Source organism: Nonomuraea sp. NPDC000554 (assembly GCF_040300065.1).
GTDB lineage: Bacteria > Actinomycetota > Actinomycetes > Streptosporangiales > Streptosporangiaceae > Nonomuraea.
The window spans coordinates 231,211-254,524 of the sequence record NZ_JBEPDC010000004.1 but is presented as its reverse complement, the minus strand read 5'-3'; the positions used below and the strand labels follow the sequence as shown (position 1 = coordinate 254,524).

Below are 23,314 nucleotides of genomic sequence, written 5' to 3'. Positions count from 1 at the left end.
CGCTTGACATGTCGCCTTGATCTAGGCGTCGAAGTCGTACTGAAGTACGTACGCCGCCGAGTCCAGGACCATCTCGTTCAGCTCGACGGGCAGGCCGCCCGCCGTGTAGGCGGTACGGCCGATCACGATCACCGGCGTGCCGCCCGGCAGGTCGAGCAGCCGGGCCTCGCGGGGTCTCGGCATGCGGGCCCTGACCTCCTCGGTGAAGTGGGCGGGCGGCATTCCGAGGTCCCCGAGCCTGGCGTAGACGCCGCCCGGCCCGGTCTCCGGCTGCGTGATGGCGCTGCCCTCGACCAGGCGGGCGGGGAAGTAGGAGGTGGCCAACTGCACGGGCCGCGCGTCGACCGAGTAGCGGCGCCGCCGTACCCACACCTCGCCGCTGTCGAGCACGCCCGCGATCTCCTCGGACGCCCGCTCGCGCACCACCTCCACCTCGTCGACGGTGAAGGGACGGCCGCGGGTGTCGGCGTCCCAGATGGCCCGCCCCTGTCCCCACTGCTCGCGGGAAAGGCGGCGGGAGCCGTGCCTGCGTATCGGTTTGAACAGTCGCACGTAGACCCCCGAACCTCGCTTCGGCACCGCCAGCCCCTCGTTGATCAGTACGGCGAGCGCCTGCCTGGCGGTGGCGCGGGCGATCGCGTACTCGGCCATGAGCGCGTTCTCGCCCGGCAACCTGTCCCCGTCGCGCAGTTCGCCGGCGAGGATCCGGGAGCGGAGACCGTCGGCGATGCGTCGATAGATCGGGGGTTCGTGGGATACCGGGGATTCAGACACGTTTCGATCACCCTCTGTCACCAACCGGGTTTGGCGTCTCCAGAGAACTTGCCCCGTCTTGTCCACGATCGCACAGATACAGAGGTTGGTTGCGAGCTTCTTTTGTGCGGATCGTGCCCGTGTGGCGCCCTCACTGAGGGTTTTCGCGGACCGTTAACTCGACACGGTCACGGCCGGTATTCGGGACGCCCACCAGCGTCGAGTCGCCAGCGCGGCCAGGACGGCCCCCAGGGTGTTGATGATCACGTCGTCGACCGAGGAGGCACGGCCGAGGCTCAGCACGTACTGGAGGGTCTCGACCGTCACCGAGCAGGCCGCCGCGACGGCCGCGACGCGGGCCGGCGAGGCCATCCTCGGGGTGCGCACCGGCAGCAGCGCGCCGAGTGCGGCGAAGACCAGCAGATTGCCGCCCACCTGCACGAACACCGTCTCCCACGGGGCGCGCACGAGCCAGGTGAGGTCGTTGAACGGGACCATACTGACACCGCTCCGACCGCCGCCCGGGGTGAGGATCATCCAGATCCAGGGGGCGGTGCCGACCACGATGCCGACGTCCGCGAGCGCCGTGCGCACCGGAGCCGGGTGTCCGGAACGGGCGCGGCGGCGGGAGAGGAGCAGGATCGCCAGAGCGGCCAGTGGAAGGGCCAGAAACCCGGCGATCACTACATTTCCCCATTGATCCCAAGTCTGCGTCACCCGGCCCATGATGTCGCCCCGGCCGAGGTACAGGAAGGTGTCCTCCCGGACACCCCACCCGCCCTCCGCCCCGCCCACCGCCGGTAGCCGGTCCCGGCCACCCCGGCGCCCAGCTACCACCCGCGCGAGGACACCGTGCGCGCGGACGGGACGGCCGCGTGCCCGCGTGGCATGGCGTGGATCGCGTTCGCGGGAGACGATGCTAGCGAGCAGCCGAACGTCATCCGCGGGGACTCGAGGGGAAAAGGGGAGAGTTCGGTGTTGACCCACTTCATCGGCGGGACGCGTGTGGCTGGGGGCTCGGCCTTCCCGGTCCGCGATCCGGTGACCGGCGCGGAGATCGACCAGGTGTACGACGCCGACCCCGAGGTGGTCGACAGGGCCGTGCGCGCGGCCCGCGAGGCCGCTCCCGGCTGGGCGGCCCTGCCGGTGGGGGAGCGCGCCGGGTGGCTGCGCCGCCTGGCCGACGGGATCGAGGCCCGTTTCGACGACCTGGTGGCGGCGGAGGCCGCCGACACCGGTAAGCCGCTGGAGGCGGCCAGAACCCTGGACATCCCCCGGAGCGTGCTGAACTTCCGGACGTTCGCCGAGATCGCCGCCCAGCGCCCCGACGAGGCGTTCCACCTGCCCGGCGCGCTCAGCTACACGGTGCGCAGGCCGCTCGGCGTGGTCGCGGTGATCGTGCCGTGGAACCTGCCGTTCCTGCTGATGACGTGGAAGCTCGCCCCCGCCCTGGCTGCGGGCAACACGGTGGTGGTCAAGCCGTCGGAGTACACGCCCTGCTCGGCCGCGCTGTTCGCGGAGATCTGCGAGGAGGTCGAGCTGCCCCCGGGAGTGGTGAACGTGATCTTCGGGTCCGGCCCGGCGGGACAGTTACTGGTGGAGCACCCGAGCGTCGACGGGGTGACGTTCACCGGGTCCACGCGTACCGGCCAGACGATCATGAGGACGGTGGCGGACCGGGTCAGGCCGGTCTCGTTCGAGCTGGGCGGGAAGAACGCCGGAGTGGTCTTCGCGGACTGCGACCTCGGCAGGGCGATCGACGGCACCGTCCGGTCGGTGTTCACCAACGGCGGGCAGGTGTGCCTGTGCACCGAGCGGCTCTACGTCGAACAGCCGATCTTCGAGGAGTTCTGCGCGGTCCTCGCCGGACGGGCGCAGATCGTCGAGCCGCAGCCGATGATCTCGGCGGAGCACCGGGAGAGGGTGCTCTCGTATTACGCGCTGGCGAGGTCGGAGGGGGCCAAGGTGCTGACCGGAGGCGGGGTACCGTCGTTCGGAGACGCGCGCGACGGCGGATATTTCGTGGAACCCACAGTGGTGTCGGGGCTTTCGGAATGGTCCAGGTTCAACAGGGAAGAGATCTTCGGCCCGGTCTGCCATGTCGCGCCCTTCACCACCGAGAGCCAGGCCGTGGACCTGGCCAACAGCACCGAGTACGGCCTGGCGGCCACGGTCTGGACCTCGGACCTCGACCGCGCCCACCGCGTGGCCCAGCGGCTGGAAGCCGGGCTGGTCTGGGTGAACACCTGGTACCTGCGCGACCTGCGGACCCCGTTCGGCGGCGGCAAACTGTCAGGCACGGGCAGGGAGGGCGGCACCCGCTCGCTCGACTTCTACTCACAACCCACGACGATCACGATCAAGCTGGAGCAACCCGATGCATGACGAATGGTCAGAGGCGGTCGACGCGCGGACCCAGGCGGCCGACCGGCTGCTGGAGGCCGCCCGTTTCGGGAAGCCGTGCCCGCCGATCAGAGACCTGATCAGCACGGGGGCCGACGCGTACGCCGTCCAGGCGATCAACACGCGGCGGGCGCTCGACGCCGGGCGGCGGCTGGTCGGCAGGAAGGTCGGCATCACGAACCCGCTGGTGCAGCAGCACTTCGGCATCGACCAACCCGACTACGGCATGCTTTTCGCGGATATGTCGTACCTCGATGGGCTTCCTGTGCCTGTGGAGGGGTTTCTCCAGCCGAGGGCGGAGGCCGAGGTCGCCCTGGTGATGGGCGCGGACCTGGTCGGCGGGCCGTTCACGGCCGCCGAGGTGCTCAGGGCGGTGGAGTTCGCGCTGCCCGCCATCGAGATCGCCGACTCGCGCGTCGCCGACTGGGACATCACGCTGGCCGACACGATCGCCGACAACGCCTCGGCCGGTGCGTTCGTGCTGGGCAACACGCCCGTCCCGCTGGCGGGGCTGGACCTGCGGTCGTCCAGGATGACGATGACCCGGCGCGGGGAGGAGGTCTCCGCCGGCACCGGCGCCGCCTGCCTCGGGCACCCGGTCAACGCGGCCGTCTGGCTCGCGGGGGCGCTGGGCCGCACCGACCGTCCCCTGCGGGCCGGGGACGTGGTCCTGACCGGCGCGCTCGGCCCCGTCGTGCCGGTGGAGCCGGGCGACGAGTTCGAGGTGAGCATCGACGGGCTCGGCTCCGTGCGGGCCGCCTTCCCCCGGTGAGGGCCGCCGGGCGGCCGCCATCCGCACGCCTGCCGCTGAGGGGAGCAGGGCCGCCGGCGTTCGTGCGGCTGCCTCTGATCGGGCTGCTGGTGGCCGGGTGTGGCGCGCCGGCGACCATGCAGGCGCAGCACGACGCCACCCTGAAGGTCGGCGCGATCATCTCGCAGACCGGCGTCTACGCCCCGCTCGGCGACGACATGGAGACCGCCATGCGCCTCTACCTGGAGGAGCACGACGGCAGGCTGGGCGGCAGGCCGGCCCGCCTGCTCGTGGCCGACGACGCGGGCAACCCCGAGCAGGGCCAGCAGCAGGCCAGGAAGTTGATCGCCCGCGACGGGGTGAGCGTGATCACCGGCCTGCTCGCCTCGCCCGTCGCCGTCTCGGTGGTCAAGGAGGCGGGAGGCGTCCCGGTGGTCATCGCCAACGCGGGCGCGGACGAGCTGGGCGGCCCGGGGGTCTTCCGGGTGTCGTCCACCAACCACGCGCACGGCTACGCGGCGGGGGTGTACGCCGCCCAGCACTACGCGGGGGACGGCGTGGTGCTGATGGCGCCCGACTACTCCGCGGGGATCGAGACGCTCGACGGCTTCACCGAGGGGTTCGGCGCCGAGCCGGTCAAGCGCATCCTCACCCCGTTCGGCGGGGCCGCGGACCTGGGGCCGTACCTGCGCATGATCCCGTCCGACGCCAAGCTGGTGTACGCGTTCTACGCGGGCGGCGAGGCGGTCACCTTCGCCAAGACCTTCGAGCAGCTCGGCTACGACCGCAGGGTCAAGCTGCTGACCTGCCAGAACCTCGCCGACGAGGACGTGGTCGCGGCCATCGGCCCCGCCGCGGAGGGCCTCACCAGCGTCGGCCTGTACTCGCCCGCCCTCGACAACCCGGCGAACGCCGCGTTCGTGGCGACCTGGAAGGCGAAGACCGGCAGGAACCCGTCGGCGGTGGCGCTGCAGAGCTGGGACGCCATGCAGCTCATCGACCGGGCGGCGGCCGAGGGCGGCGACCTCACGCGGGCGCTGGCCGGGGTGAGGGTGATCCCGAGCCCGAGGGGCACGTTCATGCTCGACGCGAGGACGCACAACCCGGTGCAGAACTGGTACGTCCGGGAGTACGAAAATGGCGTTAACCGGGTAATAGCTACCATCCCCCCGAAAACGGGATGAAGGAGTTTCCAGGTGTTGGATCGGGATCACTGTCTGGCCCTTGACGCCGAAGACCCACTGCGCGAGTTCAGGGACGAGTTCGTCCTGCCGGAAGGAGTCGTCTACCTGGTGGGCAACTCGCTCGGCGCGCTGCCCCGCCGCACTCCCGAGCGGGTGCGTCAGGCGGTCGAGCAGGAGTGGGGCCGCCAGCTCGTCGGCGGCTGGAACCACGCGGGATGGTACGAACAGCCACTCACGCTGGGCGACCGCCTCGCGCCGCTCATCGGCGCCGGCCCCGGCCAGGTCGTGGTGGGCAACACCACGTCGATCGCGATCTTCCAGGCGGTGGCCGCGGCCCTGCGGCTGCGTCCGGACCGCCGGGTGATCGTCTCGGACGTCACGAACTTCCCGACCGACCACTACATCGTGCAGGGGCTCGCCAGGGCGCTGGGCGGCGGCCACGAGATCCGCGACGTCGCCGAGGGCCGCTTCGACGACGCGGCCGTGGTGCTGCTGTCGGAGGTCGACTACCGCACGAGCGAGCGCCGCGACGTGCCGGCGATCACGTCCCAGGTGCAGGACGCGGGCGCGCTGATGATCTGGGACGTCTGCCACAGCGTGGGCGCCCTCCAGGTGGACGTCTCCGCGGCGGACTTCGCGGTCGGCTGCACCTACAAGTACCTCAACGCCGGCCCGGGGGCGCCCGCCTTCCTCTACGTCAACCCGCGCCACCATCAGACCGCCGAGAACGTGCTGTCCGGCTGGCACGGCCACGCCGAGCCGTTCGCGTTCGAACGGGACTTCCGTCCGGCGGAGGGGATCAGGCGGTTCGCTGTGAGCACCCCGCACGTGCTGTCGTTCGCGGCCCTGGACGCGGCGCTGGACGTCTGGGAGCGCGTGCCGATGGACCGGCTGCGGGCCAAGAGCATGGCGCTGACCTCGCTCTTCGTCGACCTGGTCGGCGACGCCGCGGAACTGGCCTCGCCCCGGGACGCCGAGTGGCGCGGCAGCCAGGTCAGCCTGCGCCACCCCGACGGCTACCCGGTGATGCGGGCGCTCATCGACAGGGGCGTGCAGGGCGACTTCCGCGCGCCGGACATCCTCCGCTTCGGCTTCGCGCCGCTCTACACCCGGTACGTGGACGTGTACGACGCCGCGGCCACGCTGATCAAGGTGCTGGAGAAGGAGCTCTGGCGGGACGAGAGGTACGCCCAGCGGCTCACAGTCACCTGAACGGGAACGAGCGCGCCTTCGCCAAGTAGCCGGCCGGGGGCACCTCCGATCGAGCGCTGAGCCGTCCGATAGCATCTGGGTGCCCACAAGGCACTCCGATGTTCGCCCGCGTCACCGTGCGGCCTGCGCACGAGCGGGTTGGCGGGAGCGCGCTCTCAGCACTGGGAGACCCCCGCCATGCTGCTGACCTTCGTGGTCACGACCCTGATAATGATCATGATCCCCGGCCCCGACGCCGCGCTGATCATGCGCAGCTCGCTCGCGCACGGCCGCCTGGCGGGCCTGCTGACGATGCTGGGCGGCCTGCTGGGCCTCACGGTCCACGCGGCCGCCGCCGCGATCGGCCTGTCGGCGCTGCTCGCGGCCTCACCCACCGCGTTCACCGTGGTCCGCGGGGTCGGCGTCTGCTACCTGCTCTGGCTGGGCGTCCGCGCGCTGCTGCCCAGCAGGGGCGGCGACGGCGAGCCGGCCGAGGCGGGCCCGGGCGGGAACGCCCTGCTGCACGTGCGCAGGGGCCTGCTGTCGAACCTGCTCAACCCCAAGGTGCTGCTGCTGTTCGTGACGTGGCTCCCGCAGTTCCTGCCGACGCACGGCGACACCATGGGCGACGCGGTGCTGCTGTCGGGCATCATCGCCGTCCTCTACGCCCTCTGGTTCAGCCTGTACAACGTGATCGTCGACCGGGTCGGCGCGCTGCTGCGCACGCCGAGGGTCCGCTCCAGGGTGGAACGGGCCACCGGGGTGCTGCTGGTCGCCTTCGCGCTACGCCTCGCCGTCCAGTAGCTTGACCGCCCGCTTCGGGGCGATCGCCCGGTAGCTCTCCTCGACCCAGTCGAGCAGCACCTCGGTCTCCGGCAGCTCCGCCTGGAACGGCACGGTCACCCAGCCGGCCTTGCCCAGGCCGTACCCGCTCGGTGCCGCGCCGTCGACGGTCAGCGCGTGGCCGTGCGCCTCCGACCGCAGCTTCACCCCGAAGTGCGGGCTCCACTTCTCGGTCGGCCCGTCCAGGCCGAGGAAGAGGAAGATCTTCTTGTTGACCTTGATGACGGTCTCGCCCCACGGGTGGTCCTCGTGGGATTCAGGAAAGCCGAGCGCGAACTCGCGCATCCGCTCCCGTACGTCGTGCCAGTCGCTCATGACGGTGACGCTACGCGGAACTCGGCCAGCTTGCCGTCGATGCGGTCCCTGATCTGGTCGCGGGCCTCCATCCGAGGGACGCCCGACATGAGCAGCCGGTCGTAGTCGGTGTCCAGATGCCTGATGGACGCGACCACGGCCAGCGTGATCGCGTTCTCGTCCAGGGCTCTGGCCGCCGCGGTGCGCCCCACCCGGCCGCTGCCGCGCTGCCCGGCGTGGGCGGCGATCGCCTCGGCCCGGTCGGCGGGACAGCCGGGGAACAGGCGGGCGATCTCGGCCGCCATCCTGGCCTGGAACTCGACGTCCTGATCGGCCCTGCGCTCCCTGTCGCGCTCGCGGCGGCGCAGCCGCACCTCCTCGTCGGCCAGGCAGCGCTCCTCCGCCCGCGCCATGGCCTCCTCTTCTACCAGCAGCCCCTGCCGCTGGTAGACCTTGCGGCGCCTGTTGTACCGGACGACCACCGCCGACAGCCCGCTCTCCTGCTTGGCCCGCCTGCTGAGCGCCGCGTTCCCCGACGGCAGGAACGCCAGATGGTCCATGTCCGCGCAGGTCAGGCAGTACGGCCGGTCGTCCTCCATGATCAGGTAGGGGCCGGTGTCGGCGCACGAGGCACACGTCCAGGTGTCGAGCGGCGACACCACGACCAGGTCGGGGGCCTTGGCCTGCCGCTCCGCGAGCTGCCGCACCCGCGCCTCGCTCAGGTCGGGGGAGAGCCAGTGCGTCCGGAACGGCTCCTGCTCGTGGCCGCCGGTGAAGCGCAGCTCGCGCCGGTCGCGGCTGCCCGACACGTACGTCCCCGCCATCGGACGCAGCCCCTTGGCCACCGCCCAGTCCCTCAGCAGCGCGGCTGCGGTGAGCAGGCGGTCGTCGTCGACGGCGGCCAACTCGGCCAGCGTGGCCGCCCGCCCCTGCTGCCAGGTCTCGATGTGGCGGGAGTGCAACCAGCGCAGCCCGGTCACCACGTCGATGAACGTCACGTACTTGCGGTTGGCCAGGGCGACCTCGGCTGTCTCGGCGACCCTGCGGGCCAGGTTGGGCTTGCTCACCGGTCCAGTTTCCCGCCTCTTTGTCAGGACGTCGGCATTCCTTGCCCCGATCCCGGCAAGTAACTCTGGCGGGTTCGCGTCACGGGGAGAGAGCGTGCGACTGTTCTGGCCTGCCCTGCTCATGATGGCCACCTCGTGTGGCCTGGCCGACGACGGCACCATGCCCGTCGTCTCGGGGACGTTCGGCAGCAAGCCCGTCATCGCCATCCCCAGCGGCCGGCCGGGCCGGACGCCCAGCGTGACCGTGCTGTCGGTGGGCGCCGGGCGGCGCACTGTGCCGGGTGACGTGGTGCTCGCGGATGTGGAGATCCGCCAGTGGACGGGCAACAAGCCGTACCTGACCACGTACGACGCGCACCAGCCGACCACCGTCGTCTTCGACGGGCGGCACGTCTCGGCCACCTGGCGCGAGGCGCTGATCGGCCGCGCGGCGGGCAGCAGGGTCATGCTGGTCAGCCCGGCGGGCGAGGCGCAGGGCCCGAACATCCCGCTCACGGGGATCAGACCCGCGGACACGCTGGTGCTGGTCTTCGACATCCTGGGCGGCTACCCGGCGGACGCCCGGCTGTTCGGCCGGACGCTGCCCAGCATCCCCGGTGACCTCGACCTGACCAGCGAGCCGCGGACGGTCATCGACGGCTCCGGCCCGCCGGTGAAGGCGGGGGGCAAGGTGGTGGTCCAGTACGTGGCGGCCGAGTGGCCGTCGCGCAGGGTCGTGGACTCGTCCTACCGCAGGGGCGGCCCCAGCGCCTTCACGCTGGAGCGGGGAGCGGTGCCGTCGGGGTGGGTCGAGGGGCTGACGGGACGGCGGGTGGGCTGCCGCGTCGCGCTCCCGTCCCCGGACGAGCGGAAGCCGATGCTGTACGTCGTGGACGTGATCGACAGCATCGGCCTCTAGCGGGTTTCAGCCGCAGTGCTCGAACGGGCTCTCGTACGTGGCCGAGCCCGCCTTGCCGCCCCACTTCACGCACTTGCCGGAGGCCGACGCCGTGACGGGCCCCGCGTAGTAGGTGAAGTTGCCCGAGTCGGTCTTCCTGGCGCTGCCCTGCACCTCGAGGAAGGTGCTGGTGGCGGTGGCCGTGCCGAGCGAGTTCAGCTTCAGCGTGGTCGCGCAGTTGCTGCCGCTGGCGCTGTTGAAGAGCAGGTAGGCGGTGCCCGCCGTGCCCAGCGCCTGCGAGTCGATCACCTTGAAGCCGCTGCCGCAGACCTTCTCGGCGGTGTACGGGTTGGTGCCGCCGCCCGAGCCGCCGCCGGTCACGTAGCTCATGTACGTCGTCCAGTTCCAGTGGGAGCCGGGGTCGGTGTGGTCGCTGCCGGGCACCTGGACGTGGCCGATGATGTGGGTGCGGTCCTTCGGGATGCCGTACCTGTCGGCGATGTTGCGGGTCAGAGCCGCCGACGACCGGTACATCTGGTCGGTGAACCAGGAGGCGTCGTCGATGTAGCCCTCGTGCTCGATGCCGATGGAGCGCCGGTTGTACTCGCTGTTGCCCGCGTGCCAGGCCCGGTCCTTCTCGCGCACCATCTGGGTGATCTGCCCGTCGGACGAGCGCACCACGTAGTGCGCCGACACCTTGGCCGCCGGGTTCTGGAACCACGAGATCGAGCCCGCGTACGAGCCCTGGGTGACGTGGATGATGATCCGGTCGATCTGGTCGCTGCTCGGCCGGTTCGACACGGCGTAGTTGGACGTGCTGGCCGCCACCCACCGCGCGCCGGGGTAGTCGGTGCCCGCCGCCAGCGGCTGCGGGACGTCCTCGTACGTGCCGCGGTCGGGCTCGACGGCCTTCGGCGCGGTCTGCACGCCGGCCGTCCGCACGCCGTCGGCCAGCACCTCGTAGACGGCGTCGGCGTACAGTTTGGCCGTGGTGGCGTCGGACGCGTGCCCGTACGCGGCGACGGACGGGTACCACCTGGCCGCGTCGTCGCGGGCCTTGCCGTCCAGGCCGGCCGCGTCGGCCTTGGCGCGCAGCACGGCGGCGCCGCCGAGCACGTTAGCCGCGTCGTCGGACTTCAGCGTGCCCACGGGCTGCGAGGTGAGCTTGGCCGCTTCCTCCAGCGTGTGGTTGGCCGGGTTGCTCACCAGGTGCATCACGCCGTAGCCGCCCATGGCGCTGGGCTTGCCGCCGTGCCCGTCGAGGTGGGTCTCGGCGTAGGCGAGGGCGACCAGCAGGTCACGCGGCACGTCGTAGGTGGTGGCCGCCTTGTCGAAGGCGTCCGACAGGGGGTTGGCGGCGGTGGACGCGTGCGCGGCCTGCTGCCCGGTGGCTGCGAGCGTGAGGAGGCCGGCCACCATCAGGGTTCTCATCTTCATGATCCGCAGTGCTCCCAGGAGCTGTCGTAGGAGGAGGAACCGGCCTTGCCGCCCCACTTGACGCACGTGCCGGGGGCCGAGGCGACGACGGGGCCCGCGTAGTACCCGAAGTTGCCCGAGTCGCTCTTCCGGGCGCCGCCCTGGACTTCCAGGTAGGCGGTGGTGGCCGTGTCCGTGCCCAGCGACCTGGACTTGATCGTGGTCACGCAGTTGTTGCCGTTGGAGGCGTTGTAGAGCAGGTAGACGGCGCCGTCGGCGCCGAGCGCCGCGGAGTCGATCACGCTGTAGCCCGCGCCGCAGACCTTCTCGGGGGTGTACGGGTTCCCGCCGCAGTTCTTCGAGGTCACGGTCTGCGTGGGGTAGCCGAAGGTGACGCCGTCGAAGACGGCCTTCTGGATGTTCGACGGGTAGCTGGTGCCGAGCCGCACCTCGTAGTGGAGGTGGGGGCTGATGTTGTTGCCCGGCTTGCTGGTGTTGCCGACCTCGCCGATCTTCTGGCCCTGGGTGACCGCCTGGCCCTCGGAGACCGCGCGGCTGTCCAGGTGGGCGTAGTACGTGGTCCAGCCGCCGCCGTGGTCGATCTTGACGAGGTTGCCGTAGCCGTTGGTCGAGCCCTGGTGGGCGGAGATCACCACGGTGCCCGAGGCGGCGGCGACCACGGTGTCGCCGCGGTCGGCGTCCGGCGTGCTGCCGCGGTTGAAGTCGATCTCGTACGACTGGTGCGCGCTGCTGTCGCTGGAGTTGCCGGTCCACGTCTGGCCGCAGGGGAACGGCAGCTGGAAGTTGGTGGCGAGGAGCTCCGCCTGTCCGGAATCGGGTTCCGGATCGGCGTGGGCAGCCGACATCGTTCCGAGACTGCATAACAGGGCGAGGCCAGCGACAATGGCTCCGCTGAGCTTCATGAGGGTGATCCTTTCGGCGATGCTCTCTGGCACCAGGGTTCGCAAAAGCCGCACATAAATCGTCCAGAACCGGTACAAGATCTGTCAGGCCTCCCCAAAAGGAGCTGATTCGGTTCATGACGGTTACCTTTCACGTGCTCGGCCCGTTGGAAGTCCGTTCGGCGGGTCAACCCGTCCGGATCTCCGGCAGGAAGCCCCGAGTCCTGCTCGCCACGCTGCTGCTCGACGCCGGACAGATCGTCACCGCCGACCACCTCGTCGAGGTGCTCTGGCCGGACCGCCCGCCGGCCTCCGCACAGGCCAATCTGCGGACCTATGTCAGCTCGCTCAGGTCCGACCTCGGCGGCGGTCACCTGCGCGGCGACGGCTCGGGCTACGCCATCGACGTCCCCGACGGCGCTCTCGACCTCCAGGTCTTCGAGGACCTGGTCGGACAGGCGCGCCACAGCGAGGCGCTCGCGCTCTGGCGCGGCGCGCCACTGGCCGACCTCCCCGGCAGCCCGCTCTGGGACCGCCGGCTCGAACCCCTCCACGAGGCCCGATTACGGGCCGTCGAGGAGCTGATCCAGCACAGGCTGGCGGCCCAGGACCACGCGGGCGCCATCGCCGAACTGCGCGGGCTGCTGGCCGAGCACCCCTACAGAGAGGACCTCTGGGGACGCCTCCTGCTGGCCCTGCACGGCAGCGGCAGGAAGGCCGAGGCGCTCCAGGCCTACGCCACCGTCCGCGCCAGACTGGTGGACGAGCTGGGTGTGGAACCCGGCGCCGAGCTGCGCGGTGCCTACGAGACGATCCTGGCGGACGACGTGCCGCCGCCCGCCCCCCGGCAGCTCCCGCCCGACCTGCCCGACTTCACCGGCAGGGCGGCCGAGCTGGCGGCCCTGGCCGAGCCGTTCCCGGTCGCCGTGATCTCCGGCCTGCCGGGAGCGGGCAAGACCGCGCTGGCCGTGCACGCCGCGCACGCGCTGCGCGAACGCTTCCCCGCCGGGCAGCTCTACCTGGACCTCGACGGCAAGGAGCCGGCGGACCTGCTCGCCGAGGCGCTCAGGGCGCTCGGCGTCGAGCCGGCGCCGCCCACGCCGCACGAGCGCTCCGCGCTGCTCCGGTCGGTGCTCGCCGAGCGGCCGATGCTGTTACTGCTCGACGACGCGCGCGACGCCGACCAGGTCGAGCCGTTGCTGCCCGGTAACGACAGCGTCGTGATCGTGACCAGCAGGCGGCGGATCACCGAGCTGCCCGGCGCGCTCCAGATCGACGTCGGAGAGCTGCCGCCGCAGGAGGCGCTCGGGCTGCTCGCCAGGATCGTCGGCCCCGACCGGGTGGCGCGCGAGCAGGAGGCCGCGCTGGCCATCGTCGAAGCGTGCGGAGGGATCCCGCTGGCCGTCAGGAGCGCCGGGTCCCGCCTGGCGGGACGGCCGGGCTGGTCGCTCTCGGTGCTGAGGCAGCGGCTGGAGGACGACAGCCTGGGCGAGCTCAAGGAGATGCGGGCCTGCCTCGACAGCAGCTACCACCGCCTGCCCGACGAGGCGGCCCGCACGCTGGGCACGTTCGGCCTGCTCGGGGCGCGCCACCAGCCGGGCTGGGTGGTCGGCGCCGCGCTGGACAGGCCCCGCGCCGACGACGTCACCGACCTGCTCGTGGACGTCAACCTGCTGGAACTGGTCGGCACCGACCCGGTGGGCCAGCCGCGCTACCGGATGCCCGACCTCATCCGCCGTCACGCGCTCGACCGCGGCCCCGACCCGGCGGGCCTGGCCAGGGTGCTCGCCGCGTGGACCGCCACCACCGAGCACGCCATGGCCAGGCTGCCCACCACGGTCTTCAGCCTCACCGCTCCCAGGACCCCTGGCTGGCGGCTGCCCGAGCAGACGCTGGACCGGCTCACCTCCGACCCGATCGGCTGGTTCGAGGCCGAGCACGACACGCTGGTGGCGGCCGTCGACGTCGCCGCGCAGGCGGGGCTCGCCGAGTCGGCGTGGGGCCTGGCCGCCGCCCTGGTGCCGTACCTGGACCTGCACTGCCACCTCGACACCTGGCAGCGGACGCACACGGTGGCGCTGGCCGCCGCCCGCGCGTCGGGCGACACCTACGGGGAGGCCGCCATGCTCAGGGGGCTCGCCCAGGTCAGCCTGTACCAGGACCGCTACGAGGAGGCCGTAAACGGTTTCACCCGCTCCCGCAAGCTCTTCCACGCCCTGGGCGATGCCAGGGCCGAGGCGACGTCCGTCTGCGGGCTGGGAGCGGTGAGCCAGTTCCGGGGCAGGCACGCGCAGGCGCTCGGCCACTTCAGGCGGGCCCTGGCCATGTTCCTGTCCACCGGCGACCAGCAGGGCGAGGCGTTCGCCCGGCAGGCCATCGGCAGGGTCTGCCTCAAGTCGGGCGACCTGGCGCAGGCGTCGGAGTCGCTCGGCCAGGCGATGCGGCTGGCGCAGGAGCTGGGAGACGCGCACCGCGAGGGGTGCGTCTGCCTCCAGATGGGCAACCTGCACCAGATCATGTCCTTCCACAGGCACGCGCTGGACATCTTCGAGTCGCTCGGGGACCGGCACTGCGGCGCGTACGCGATGCAGAGCCTCGCGGGGCTCCAGGCGGCGCGCGGCGAGTGGCTGCCCGCCTCGGCCGGGCTGGAACGGTCGCTGGAGATCTTCCAGGAGCTGGGCGACCGCAGCGGAGAGGCGTCCACCACGCAGATGCTGGGCGAGCTGCACCGCTCCGCCGGACGCACCGTGCTGGCCCTCGACTACCTCAACCACGCCAGCGCGCTACGGCGAACCCTGCCTGGCTAGAGTTCGGCCTGGTCGGCGAGGTCGGAGCGCAGGATGCTGTAGAGGACGCCGTCGCGCCATTCACCCGCGCGGAAGCCGATGCCGCGCAGCACTCCCTCGCGGGTGAAACCGGCCTTCTCCAGCGCGCGCTGCTCGGCCACGTTGGTGATCTCGGTCGCGGCCTGGATCCTGTTGACCGGCGAGTGGTCGAACAGGTAGCGCACGAGCAGCTGCTGGGCGCGCGTGCCGTACCCCTTGCCGCGGAACCCGGGCGCCAGGATCAGCCCGATCTCCCAGTAGTAGGAGACCCTGCCGGCGCGCTCCTTCCGCCAGCTCACCAGGCCGGCCCGGTCGCCGCCGGCGATGACGAGCAGGACGCCGCCGTCGTCGTTGAGCAGGCCGTCGGCCTCCCAGCGCTCCCGGTGACGGTGCGGGTTGTGCCAGCCGAACCACTGATGCTCGCCCGCGCCGTCGGGGGCGTTGGTCAGGTGGTTGAGGAAGGCCACGTCTTCCTCGCCGACCGGTTTCAACGTAATCGTCATGATCCGGACACTATTCGACGGACCAGACGTCTGAGGCGGGATTCGTGGGGGACGCCCTGGAGGCCGTCGAGGGCCTCGGCCGCCGACGGCCGCTTGGCGGGAGAGTGGTCGAGCATCCTGCGCACCACGTCCGGGACGTCGGCGCCGGAGGAGTCGGCGCTGGTCGGCAACTCGCCGGTGAGCAGCTGGAAGGCGATCACCCCGGCCGCGTACACGTCGGAGGCCGGCGTCATCCGGTCGGGACGGTCCTGGCACTCGGGCGCCACGTAGTGGGCGTCGAGCACGTTGCTCAGCTCGTGCGCGACCGTGTAGTCGCGCTGGCCCGGCTTGGCGTAGTCGAAGCCGGTCAGCACCGCGTGGCCGTCGTCGGTGACCAGCACGCAGGCGGGGGTCAGCGCCCGGTGGATGACGCTGTGGGCGTGCGCGTGGGCCAGGCCGCGCAGCAGGTCCTGGATCACGCCGAGCCGGACGCCGCCGCGCAGCCGCAGGTGCAGCGCCTCGCCGTGGACGTCGTCGAGCACCAGGACGAACCGGCTCTCGTCGTCGATGGCGAAGAAGTCGCGCGAGCGCACCACGCACGGGTGCGCCGGGATGCGCGCCAGCGACTGGTAGGCGTTGGCGATGCGCTGCCGCTCGGCGGCGCGGGCGGCGCTGTCGGCCAGCGGGTCGGCCTGGTAGACGCGCAACAGCACGGTCTCGCTGCCTGGCAGGGTCGCGTTGAAGGCCCGGTACTCGGTGACCCTGACGTCGCCGCCGAGCTGCTCCTCCACCTCCCAGTTGCCGAACCTGGGCGGCGCGGTGCTGCGCCGCACGGTCTGGTTGAGCGCGTCGAGGATCGCGGTCAGGTACGGCCTGACGTCGGGACTGCCCCCGCGCCTGACCCGCGAGACGTCGCCGAGTGTCGCGATCAGCTCTGACAGGAGGGCGACGTTCGGGGAGTCGCGCCCGCCGGGATCGACCAGTTCCGCGTCGGGCGAGGTGAGCACCACGAGGCTGTCGACGTACACCCGTTCGAGCTGCGTGGCCTGTGAGACGAGCAGCCCTTTCAGCGCCTTCGCGGTGCCCCGCAGCTTGGCCACCGGGGACCCGAACGCCTCGCGGCGCGGCGGGAACCAGCGCGTGCCCGAGACCTCGATGCGCCCGCGGGTGCCCTTGACGTCGACGACGACCAGCGAGTGGCCGGTCAGGACCAGGAGGTCCACCTCGAAGACGTCGTCGCCGCGGGGGACCTCGACGTTGTGCAGCAGCAGCCAGTCGGCGGGCGCGTGATCGCGCAGGTAGGCGATCACCCGCCGTTCGGCGTCGTTGACCGGACGTCCGCCGCCGACGATCTCTGCCATAGGCCCTATCCTCGCACGAATTCGATTGACAGCATGTTGTCGTTATGACAGTCTGCTGTCATGAAGAAGCCGGTACACCTCGCCGTTTACGACACCCTCGCCGACTGGGAGACGGGCCACGCGACCGCCCACCTCCGCAACGGGCAGTTCCACCGCGAGCCCGGCGGGTACGAGATCGTCACGGTCGGCCCCTCCCTCGAGCCGATCACCACCATGGGCGGCCAGCGCGTCCTCCCCGACCTCGCCCTCGACGCCCTCACGCCGGCCGGCAGCGCGATGCTGATCCTGCCCGGGGCCGGGCTGTGGGACGCGGGCGACGACCTCGCCCCGTTCGCCCGCAAGGCCCGCGAGTTCCTCGACGCCGGCGTCCCCGTCGCGGCGATCTGCGGCGCGACCGCCGGGCTGGCCCGCGAGGGGCTGCTCGACGACCGCGACCACACCAGCGGGGCGGTGCAGTACCTGGAGGCGCAGGCGGGCTACGCGGGCGCCAAGCGCTACCGCGACGAGGACGCGGTGCTCGACGGCGACCTCGTCACCGCCGGGCCCACCGAACCGGTGGCCTTCGCCCGCGAGATCTTCCGCCGCCTCGACGTCCTCCGGCCCGAGGTCCTCGACGCCTGGTTCCGCCTGTTCGGGCGCAGCGACGCGTCGGCCTTCGAGGTGTTGATGGCTGTATGAGCGAGTCGGCGGAACTGCTCTCCGCCACCGCGCTGGGCGCGTTCCGGCTGAACGGCCAGTTCCTGGAGGTGGCGGAGGGGCTGGCCAGGCCCGCGGGGCTGACCGCCGCCTGGTGGCAGGTGCTCGGGGCGGTCCTGCCGGAGCCGCTGCCCGTGTCGGGCATCGCCAGGGTCATGGGCATGACCCGCCAGGGGGTGCAGCGGATCGCCGACCTGCTGGTGGAGAAGGGGCTGGCCGAGTACCAGCCCAACCCCGCGCACCGCAGGGCCAAGCTGCTGCGGCCGACACCTGAGGGCAGGGCCGCCGTCCGCCGGATCGTCCCCGGACATCGGGAACTCGCCGACCGGCTCGTGGCCGAACTGGGGCTGGAGCAGGCCAAGGAGAGCCTGGCGGCGCTCCAGCGCCTGTCGGCCGCCCTCGACCGGATCAGCGAGCGGTCGCCAGGATGACGCCCGAGCGTGCGCCAACTCGACCGCCACCAGGCGGTCGTGGCTCAGCAGGGTGCGGCGCACGTTCCCCTGCCTGCGGGCGAACCCCTCCTCCCAGGTGACGTCCCGGTCGCCAGTGAGATCATGCTGAGCGGTATCCCGCCCGCGAAAACCAGCGCGGACATCAGCCGATAAGCGGTGTGGGCGAGCGCGTTATCGCTGGTCACCGCCGCTGCGGTGGTGAGCACGACACCTCTCCAGCGCAACTGACGCGATGATGTGCACGACCGTCACGATCTTGCGTACGCGGCCGCAGCGCTCTTTCTTTGCCCGTGCTCACGACCCGGCCTCCAGATTTGGACATTCGCATCCGGCGCCCATCCTCACCGTTTCCCGCGTTCCGGACGTCCGACGGAGGGCGGCGACCCGACTACGCCGCTGGGCGTAGCAGGGCCCTCAAGCCCGGGTGAAACGCGGCCAAACGACGGCCCGGGTTCGGCCACTTCATTCTTGGCCGGGTTCAAATGAGCCTCGTTTCGCTGCGCACCGGAACAACCGCAGGGCGCGCGTTTGACGGCCCAATGCCAAGAAAACGAGGTGCCCCCTTGACTCCGAGCATATGTTCTTGGGTTGCGGGGTCCGCCGCCTGCCGCGATTGTTATTCCCGGCACCTCACAGCCCTGCAGAAACGACTATGGCGTCGGAAATTCCGCGCCGATCAATGGAGGAAACAAACATGATCCGTCGAATTCTCGCCGGTGCAGCCATCGCAGGCGTCGCGTTCGCTCTCTCGGCCTCGGGCGCCTCCGCCGACGACGGCCCCAACGCCGCCAACTCCGGCAACCAGCTCCTGAGCCAGTACAGCATCCTGAACAACGCCACCGTGCTCAACAACGTCCTCAACGGCTCGGCCAACTACATCGACGTCCTGACGATCGAGCACCTGGCGGACCTCAACGTCGCCGCCCTGAACAACAACAACGGCTGACGTTCTCGACCGGCCGTGGATTTCTCGCGAGGCCACGGAGCACCCGCCTGGTGGCCACCGGGTGGGGCGCCACGCGGCCAGGGGCGATCGACCCTGGTCGTGGGGCGAGACCGTCAAGGGACGACGTCGGTGGGCGCGGGCCGCACCACCCCCAGGAAATGGGGCTTGTCCAGCGGATCGAGGCGCACGACAGCGCCGGTGAACGGCGCGTCCACGATCCGCGTGGCGTCGACGGCCAGGCCGACGTGCTCGGGCCCTGGACGGCGCGGCTTGTTGTCGTAGAAGACCAGATCGCCCGGTTCCACCTGGGCCTTCGGAATCCGGGTTCCAGCCCGCCACTGCTCTCGCGTGGTGGGGCCGATGCGCACTCCCGCGCTGGCCCAGGCGTACTCGGTCAGGCCGGAGCAGTCGAAGCCCTTGGTCTGGCTGCCGTGCCCGATCCCGTAGGTGGGCCCCTCCGGCCCGCCTCCTCCCCAGGAATAGGGGACGCCGAGCATCCCCATCGCGGCGCGCACCGCGACCGCGCCGGCCGCCTGCCGGTGCTGGGTCGTGACCGTGGACAGGCCGCCGGCGGTGTTCCGCGCCTCGGCAGGGGCCGCGGTGGAGGCGAACGCGGCGAGGACGAGGAGCGTCACGGCCCTGCGCGGAAGCGTTGGTGAAGCGTCCATAATATGCAGCGCTTTCACTAGATAAGGACGTTTCCGGCTCTTTCCTCGCCTCTTGGGGAGAAGTCCAAACATGGTCTGTCCGAATTGCCCGCCCAAATCTGGCCTTATAACAGGATCAGTCGGGCATTTCTGGACGACCCGGGATTAAACATCAAAGAATAAAGAAGTCTCCTTGACTTCTGTTTAGGTGGCGTCCGCTTGATCGTGTCCTCCTGGAAAGGCATGGTTGTGGCGGCATCTCGCAACCGAGTGAGTATTCACGATGACGCGCGATCCGCGCCGATTCCAACGAAGGAGAATGAAATGATGCGGCGCATTCTTGCCGGTGCAGCCATCGCCGGCCTCATGTTCGGTGTCTCCGCCACGAGCGCTTCCGCCGACGACGGCCCGAACTCCGCCAACACCGGCACCCAACTCCTCGGCCAGTGGTCGGTTCTCGACAACCTGACGGCGGCCAACAGCGTCCTGAACGGTTCGCTCAACTACCTGGACGTGCTCACCGTCAGCCACCTGCTCGACGCCGACCTGAGCGCGCTCAACAACAACAACGGCTGAAACAGCATGCCGCGTCGTGCGGCCGAGGGCCGGTCCAGCGCATCCGCTGGGCCGGCCCTGCGCGTTCAGTAGTCCCTGCCCAGCTGCACGCCACGCCCGGCAGCGCGCGGGACGCCGACCGAGTCGACGAGGTTGCCGGTGGAGGTGACGGACATCCCCCGGCCCTGGCCCTTGCCGTACAGGATGCCGGTCTCGCGGCCCGTGCCGTGGCCGAGGATCGTGTTGCCGGTCACCGCGGCGTGTCCGACACCGTAGTTGACCTGGTCCAGGGCGAGGTAGACGTAGTCGGTGCGGGACCGCTTCGACGGCCTGGCGTGCTGCCCGAGGGCCTTGGGCTGCCCCGCCCTGGCCGCCGCGCCCAGCGGCGGGAAGTTGTGGATCTTGTTGTCGCTCACCACGCTCGCGGCCTCGCCCTGTAGGTCGCAGCGGATGCCGTAGTACGTCCGCCCAGCGGACCCCTCGCCGCCGAAGTCCTCGACGTAGTTGTTCACGATCGAGGTGCCGAAGCAGCGGTGCGCGTCGATCGCGTTCCTGCGCACCCCGTACACGTGCAGGCCGTTGAGGGTCCAGCCGGCGGCGTTGTCGAGCTCGACCGCGCTCGTGCCGCTGTCGGCGATCCAGGAACGTTCCAACACCCAGTCGGTGACCGAGTTGCCCGGGTCGAGCACCCTGACCCCCGCGCCGCCGGAACCCTCGATGTACACGTCGCTGATGATGCTGTTGACCATCGTGTTCTTCAGCGGCGTGCCGTTCTTCGACGGATTGCTCACCCGGATGCCATCAGAGGGCGCGCCCAGGATGTCGACGTCCTCGACCCGGCTGTTCCACGAGCGCAGCATCAGGCCCACGGTGCCGGTGTTGTGGTCGCGGTTGCCGTCGAGCGTCAGCTGTTCGATCCGTACCGTCTCGGAGCCGTACGGACGGTTCGCGGCCCATGACTCCGAAGCCAGCATGGCGGGCAGGTTGGCCCCGTCGGCCTGTTTGATCGTCGCGCCGGCCTTCGAGACGCCGCGGTAGGTGCGGTGGTCGAGCAGCGTGATGGTCGCGTCGATCAGGCACGGCCCCTTGAAGACGATCTCGTCGCCCTCCCCGGACGAGTCGATCGCCTCTTGGAGGGTCTTCGCGTCGCCGCTGTCGTTGGCGCACACCGCCTCTACCTTGCCGCCGCGCCGGGCCCCCGTGCCCGGCTCCTGCTTCACCGCCTTCGAGAGCGGGATCGCGGGCAGTACGACGGCGATCCCGGTGGCGGCCACCGTCGCGATGGCCGCCGCCGCCTGAGGAGTGAAATGTGTGTTCATGGTCCGTCCCCCGTCCAGAATCGCGATCATCCTGGCAGGTCAGCGGACCGAAAGCTCCTCTAACGGAGCGTGGCGGCGGATGTTCCCAATCCTGTCGGGCCGCCGAGCCGCCACTCGGGGGTCCGGTGGTGCCGGCGCAGCGAGACCTCGTCGTACCGCAGGCAGTGCCGGTGCCAGTTGAGGATCCCGGCGAGCCAGTTCCGCAGGTCCTCCACGTAGGCCGCGAGCGTCTCTCGGACCTCGGCGCCCAGCTGGAAGTCGTCGTACAGCACCGGCAGCTCGTCGGCGGCGACGTGCTCGAACTCGCGGGCGCGCGCCGCCATCAGGTCGGCGACCACGTTCAGGGCCGTCGGGTAGTCGCAGCCGAAGAAGTTCTGTACGACCAGCACGCAGTTGTGCACCTCGCCCTCGAACTCGATCTCCTTCTGGTAAGAGAAGATGTCGTTGATCAGGCAGGCGGCGTCCATGGCGGCGTTCTCCAGCGACCGCATCGGCCCGCTCTGGTAGATCTCCGGCGGTATCTCCTTCTGGTGGGCCAGCCTGCACAGGCTCATCGTCAGCTCGGAGCCGAAGGTCAGCCGCCGCATCTCGATGTAGTCCACGGGGTCGGGCACCCGGTTCTGCGCCTGGTTCGACAGCTCCCAGAGCCAGCTCGCCACCATGTCCTCGATGGCCTTGCGGAAGCTGCGGCGTCCCGACAGGCTCAGCGGCCCCGCCGTACGGGCCCACAGGTCGGCCAGGCCGCGTTCGAGCGGGTCGGTGGGGACGGCGGTGACGGGCCCCTCGATCGGCATGAACAGCGAGTACCGGTCGGCCGCGATCTTCGCGCCGACCAGGTTGCGGGTCGCGCCGAAGACGGCGGGGAAGTAGTCGTCGCCGTAGGTGCCCCAGGCCAGCCAGAACGAGCTCAGGTCGAGCTCGTCGGGGGAGGCGTCGGGATCCAGCCCCGCAGCGCACAGCGGCAGGTCGTAGTCGATCAGCTTGGCCGCGTCCCAGACGCCGGGGCCCGGCAGGCCCGGCACCGGGTCGACGATGCCCATCTCGCGCGCCCACGCGAGCGTGTTGCGGCGGGAGGAGTCCAGGTGGGGACTGAGCCTGAGCTCGTACGGCAACTGGAGGTCGGGGATGATCGACGGGCCCACGGGGTGGGGCACGTGCGTGTACGAGCGGACCCGCCTCGCGCCGACAGCCTCCACGACCGACTTCGGGCCGAGGGCGTCGCCCGCCCGCGCCCGCTCGTTCATGTAGCGGCTCGAGCGCAGGTGCCACTCGTGGCCGCCCGACTGCCAGTCCTGCAGCCCCTTGACGTAGGCCAGCACGCCGGCGGCCGACAGCGGGTCCACCCCGTACTCCACGAACAGCGGGCCCAGCTCGGTGAACACGGTGTGCTCGAACTGCTGGAGCCGCGAGGTGAGCACGTCGTTGATCGTGTCGGCGGCCTCCTGGGTGCTGCACCCGAAGAAGGTCTCCAGGACCAGGACACCGTTGCTCAGCTCGCCCTCGTCACCGACCTCCCGCTGGTAGGAGAACAGGTCGTTGCGCAGGTGGACCGCGTCGGCGAAGGCGTCACGCAGCACCCGCATCGGCCGCGAGGCGGCGATGCGGTCCGGCACCTCCGCGCCCACCGCGTGCTCGACCAGCCCCGCCGACCACGGCGCGCCGCCGACCTTGCGCCGCATCTCGATGTACTCCACCGGGTTGGCGACCCGGTTCGCGTTGATGTTGGACAGCTCCCAGAGCGACTCGTTCAGCAGGTTCCTGGTGCTCTCCGCGAAACGCGCCCGCCACTGGACGGAACGCGCCGGGACCGTCCTGGCCCACAGGTCCGCCAGGCCCGCCTCGACCGGGTTGGCCGGCTCGGGCACCCCGGCGGCCAGGTCCATCGGCATGAACGCGGGCAGCCGGTCCAGGTACGCCCTGCCGCCCTCGCGGTCGCCGCTGCGCTTGAACGTCTCCAGGAAGTGGTCGTCGAAGAAGAACACCCAGACGTACCAGTCGGTGACCAGCGACAGCTCCGCGCCGTCGCAGTCGGGGTGCGTGTACGCGCACAGCGACGCGTAGTCGTGGGAGTCCAGGTCGCGTTGTTCCCAGATGCCCGAACCCTCCAGCATCCCCATCTCGCGCGCCCACTGCCCGGAGTGCCGCCTGGCCTCCTCGACGTGCGGGTTGAGCCGTGCGGGGTACGGCATGTAGAAGTCCGGCAGCTCGAACGGTTGAGCGGTCAAGACGTCCCTCCGATCTCCACGTGGTCGAGCGCGCCCCGCCGGGTGGGCGGGGCGCGCGGTAGATGGCGGCCATGGAACGGTCCATGGCGGGGCGCGCGGCCCTTGGTCGCCTCAAGAGGCGGAGG

22 protein-coding genes are annotated in these 23,314 nt (G+C 70.9%); 11 read left to right on the top strand and 11 right to left on the bottom strand.

Annotation, left to right across the window (positions count from 1 at the left end):
* Positions 1-21: 21 nt before the first annotated feature.
* Entirely contained in the window at positions 22-774 is a 753-nt protein-coding gene (locus ABT294_RS10065; protein WP_350804859.1) for a GntR family transcriptional regulator, read from the bottom strand.
* A 153-nt stretch (positions 775-927) separates the two neighbouring features.
* Complete coding sequence (locus tag ABT294_RS10060; RefSeq protein ID WP_350804858.1) at positions 928-1,590, bottom strand: VanZ family protein; 663 nt, start codon at positions 1,588-1,590, stop codon at positions 928-930.
* A 138-nt stretch (positions 1,591-1,728) separates the two neighbouring features.
* Here ABT294_RS10060 and ABT294_RS10055 point away from each other — a divergent pair, with 138 nt between their 5' ends.
* The 5 genes from ABT294_RS10055 (at position 1,729) to ABT294_RS10035 (ending at position 7,086) form a co-directional block, all read left to right on the top strand.
* Positions 1,729-3,138, top strand: coding sequence for an aldehyde dehydrogenase family protein (locus ABT294_RS10055; RefSeq protein ID WP_350804857.1), 1,410 nt, complete (start codon positions 1,729-1,731; stop codon positions 3,136-3,138).
* A complete protein-coding gene (locus tag ABT294_RS10050) occupies positions 3,131-3,928 on the top strand; it encodes a 2-keto-4-pentenoate hydratase (RefSeq protein WP_350804856.1) in 798 nt (265 codons plus the stop codon). Before ABT294_RS10055 ends, ABT294_RS10050 begins: the two co-directional genes overlap by 8 nt.
* A gap of 62 nt (positions 3,929-3,990) precedes the next feature.
* Positions 3,991-5,091 (top strand): ABC transporter substrate-binding protein, encoded by a 1,101-nt coding sequence (locus tag ABT294_RS10045; protein WP_350804854.1) that lies wholly within the window; start codon positions 3,991-3,993, stop codon positions 5,089-5,091.
* A 12-nt stretch (positions 5,092-5,103) separates the two neighbouring features.
* Complete coding sequence (kynU, locus tag ABT294_RS10040; protein ID WP_350804853.1) at positions 5,104-6,303, top strand: kynureninase; 1,200 nt, start codon at positions 5,104-5,106, stop codon at positions 6,301-6,303.
* Positions 6,304-6,480: 177 nt separating this feature from the next.
* Positions 6,481-7,086 carry a LysE family translocator gene (locus ABT294_RS10035; protein ID WP_350804852.1) on the top strand — a complete coding sequence of 202 codons (606 nt, stop codon included), beginning with the start codon at positions 6,481-6,483 and terminating at the stop codon, positions 7,084-7,086.
* Here ABT294_RS10035 and ABT294_RS10030 read toward each other — a convergent pair.
* On the bottom strand, positions 7,066-7,440 hold the full coding sequence (locus tag ABT294_RS10030) for an MmcQ/YjbR family DNA-binding protein (protein ID WP_350804850.1): 375 nt from the start codon (positions 7,438-7,440) through the stop codon (positions 7,066-7,068). The genes ABT294_RS10035 and ABT294_RS10030 overlap by 21 nt on opposite strands.
* Positions 7,437-8,486 carry a DUF2293 domain-containing protein gene (locus ABT294_RS10025; protein ID WP_350804848.1) on the bottom strand — a complete coding sequence of 350 codons (1,050 nt, stop codon included), beginning with the start codon at positions 8,484-8,486 and terminating at the stop codon, positions 7,437-7,439. Before ABT294_RS10025 ends, ABT294_RS10030 begins: the two co-directional genes overlap by 4 nt.
* 94 nt (positions 8,487-8,580) lie before the next feature.
* On the opposite strand from ABT294_RS10025, the gene ABT294_RS10020 reads away from it, so the two are divergent.
* A complete protein-coding gene (locus ABT294_RS10020; protein WP_350804847.1) occupies positions 8,581-9,384 on the top strand; it encodes an FKBP-type peptidyl-prolyl cis-trans isomerase in 804 nt (267 codons plus the stop codon).
* Between the two features lie 6 nt (positions 9,385-9,390).
* Here ABT294_RS10020 and ABT294_RS10015 read toward each other — a convergent pair whose 3' ends face one another.
* Together ABT294_RS10015 and ABT294_RS10010 are read right to left on the bottom strand one after the other, a co-directional pair.
* Positions 9,391-10,800, bottom strand: a complete 1,410-nt coding sequence (locus tag ABT294_RS10015; protein ID WP_350804844.1) for an N-acetylmuramoyl-L-alanine amidase — start codon at positions 10,798-10,800, stop codon at positions 9,391-9,393.
* Complete coding sequence (locus tag ABT294_RS10010; protein WP_350804843.1) at positions 10,797-11,645, bottom strand: M23 family metallopeptidase; 849 nt, start codon at positions 11,643-11,645, stop codon at positions 10,797-10,799. The genes ABT294_RS10015 and ABT294_RS10010 overlap by 4 nt, the downstream gene beginning before the upstream one ends.
* Positions 11,646-11,818: 173 nt before the next feature.
* Between ABT294_RS10010 and ABT294_RS10005 the strand changes: the two genes are divergently transcribed.
* Complete coding sequence (locus tag ABT294_RS10005; RefSeq protein ID WP_350804841.1) at positions 11,819-14,488, top strand: AfsR/SARP family transcriptional regulator; 2,670 nt, start codon at positions 11,819-11,821, stop codon at positions 14,486-14,488.
* On the opposite strand, the gene ABT294_RS10000 is transcribed toward ABT294_RS10005, so the two are convergent.
* Positions 14,485-15,009: a GNAT family N-acetyltransferase gene (locus ABT294_RS10000; RefSeq protein ID WP_350804840.1), complete on the bottom strand. Its 525-nt coding sequence runs from the start codon at positions 15,007-15,009 to the stop codon at positions 14,485-14,487. The genes ABT294_RS10005 and ABT294_RS10000 overlap by 4 nt on opposite strands.
* Positions 15,006-16,349, bottom strand: a complete 1,344-nt coding sequence (gene mads6, locus ABT294_RS09995) for a methylation-associated defense system protein kinase MAD6 (RefSeq protein WP_350804839.1) — start codon at positions 16,347-16,349, stop codon at positions 15,006-15,008. Before mads6 ends, ABT294_RS10000 begins: the two co-directional genes overlap by 4 nt.
* A 60-nt stretch (positions 16,350-16,409) precedes the next feature.
* On the opposite strand from mads6, the gene ABT294_RS09990 reads away from it, so the two are divergent.
* From ABT294_RS09990 to ABT294_RS09980, 3 genes are all read left to right on the top strand, one after another.
* A complete protein-coding gene (locus ABT294_RS09990) occupies positions 16,410-17,027 on the top strand; it encodes a type 1 glutamine amidotransferase family protein (protein WP_350804838.1) in 618 nt (205 codons plus the stop codon).
* The gene (locus ABT294_RS09985) at positions 17,024-17,476 is read left to right on the top strand and encodes a MarR family winged helix-turn-helix transcriptional regulator (protein WP_350804837.1); all 453 of its coding nucleotides are present in this window, start codon (positions 17,024-17,026) and stop codon (positions 17,474-17,476) included. Before ABT294_RS09990 ends, ABT294_RS09985 begins: the two co-directional genes overlap by 4 nt.
* Positions 17,477-18,191: 715 nt before the next feature.
* On the top strand, positions 18,192-18,443 hold the full coding sequence (locus ABT294_RS09980) for a hypothetical protein (protein WP_350804836.1): 252 nt from the start codon (positions 18,192-18,194) through the stop codon (positions 18,441-18,443).
* Positions 18,444-18,556: 113 nt separating this feature from the next.
* Here the strand turns inward: ABT294_RS09980 and ABT294_RS09975 are convergent, their stop codons facing one another.
* Entirely contained in the window at positions 18,557-19,111 is a 555-nt protein-coding gene (locus ABT294_RS09975) for a C40 family peptidase (RefSeq protein ID WP_350804835.1), read from the bottom strand.
* A 303-nt stretch (positions 19,112-19,414) separates the two neighbouring features.
* On the opposite strand from ABT294_RS09975, the gene ABT294_RS09970 reads away from it, so the two are divergent.
* On the top strand, positions 19,415-19,666 hold the full coding sequence (locus ABT294_RS09970) for a hypothetical protein (RefSeq protein WP_350804834.1): 252 nt from the start codon (positions 19,415-19,417) through the stop codon (positions 19,664-19,666).
* A gap of 65 nt (positions 19,667-19,731) precedes the next feature.
* Here ABT294_RS09970 and ABT294_RS09965 read toward each other — a convergent pair whose 3' ends face one another.
* Positions 19,732-20,964 (bottom strand): right-handed parallel beta-helix repeat-containing protein, encoded by a 1,233-nt coding sequence (locus tag ABT294_RS09965; protein ID WP_350804833.1) that lies wholly within the window; start codon positions 20,962-20,964, stop codon positions 19,732-19,734.
* A 59-nt stretch (positions 20,965-21,023) separates the two neighbouring features.
* Positions 21,024-23,189 carry a terpene synthase family protein gene (locus ABT294_RS09960; protein WP_350804832.1) on the bottom strand — a complete coding sequence of 722 codons (2,166 nt, stop codon included), beginning with the start codon at positions 23,187-23,189 and terminating at the stop codon, positions 21,024-21,026.
* Between the last annotated feature and the right edge of the window lie 125 nt (positions 23,190-23,314).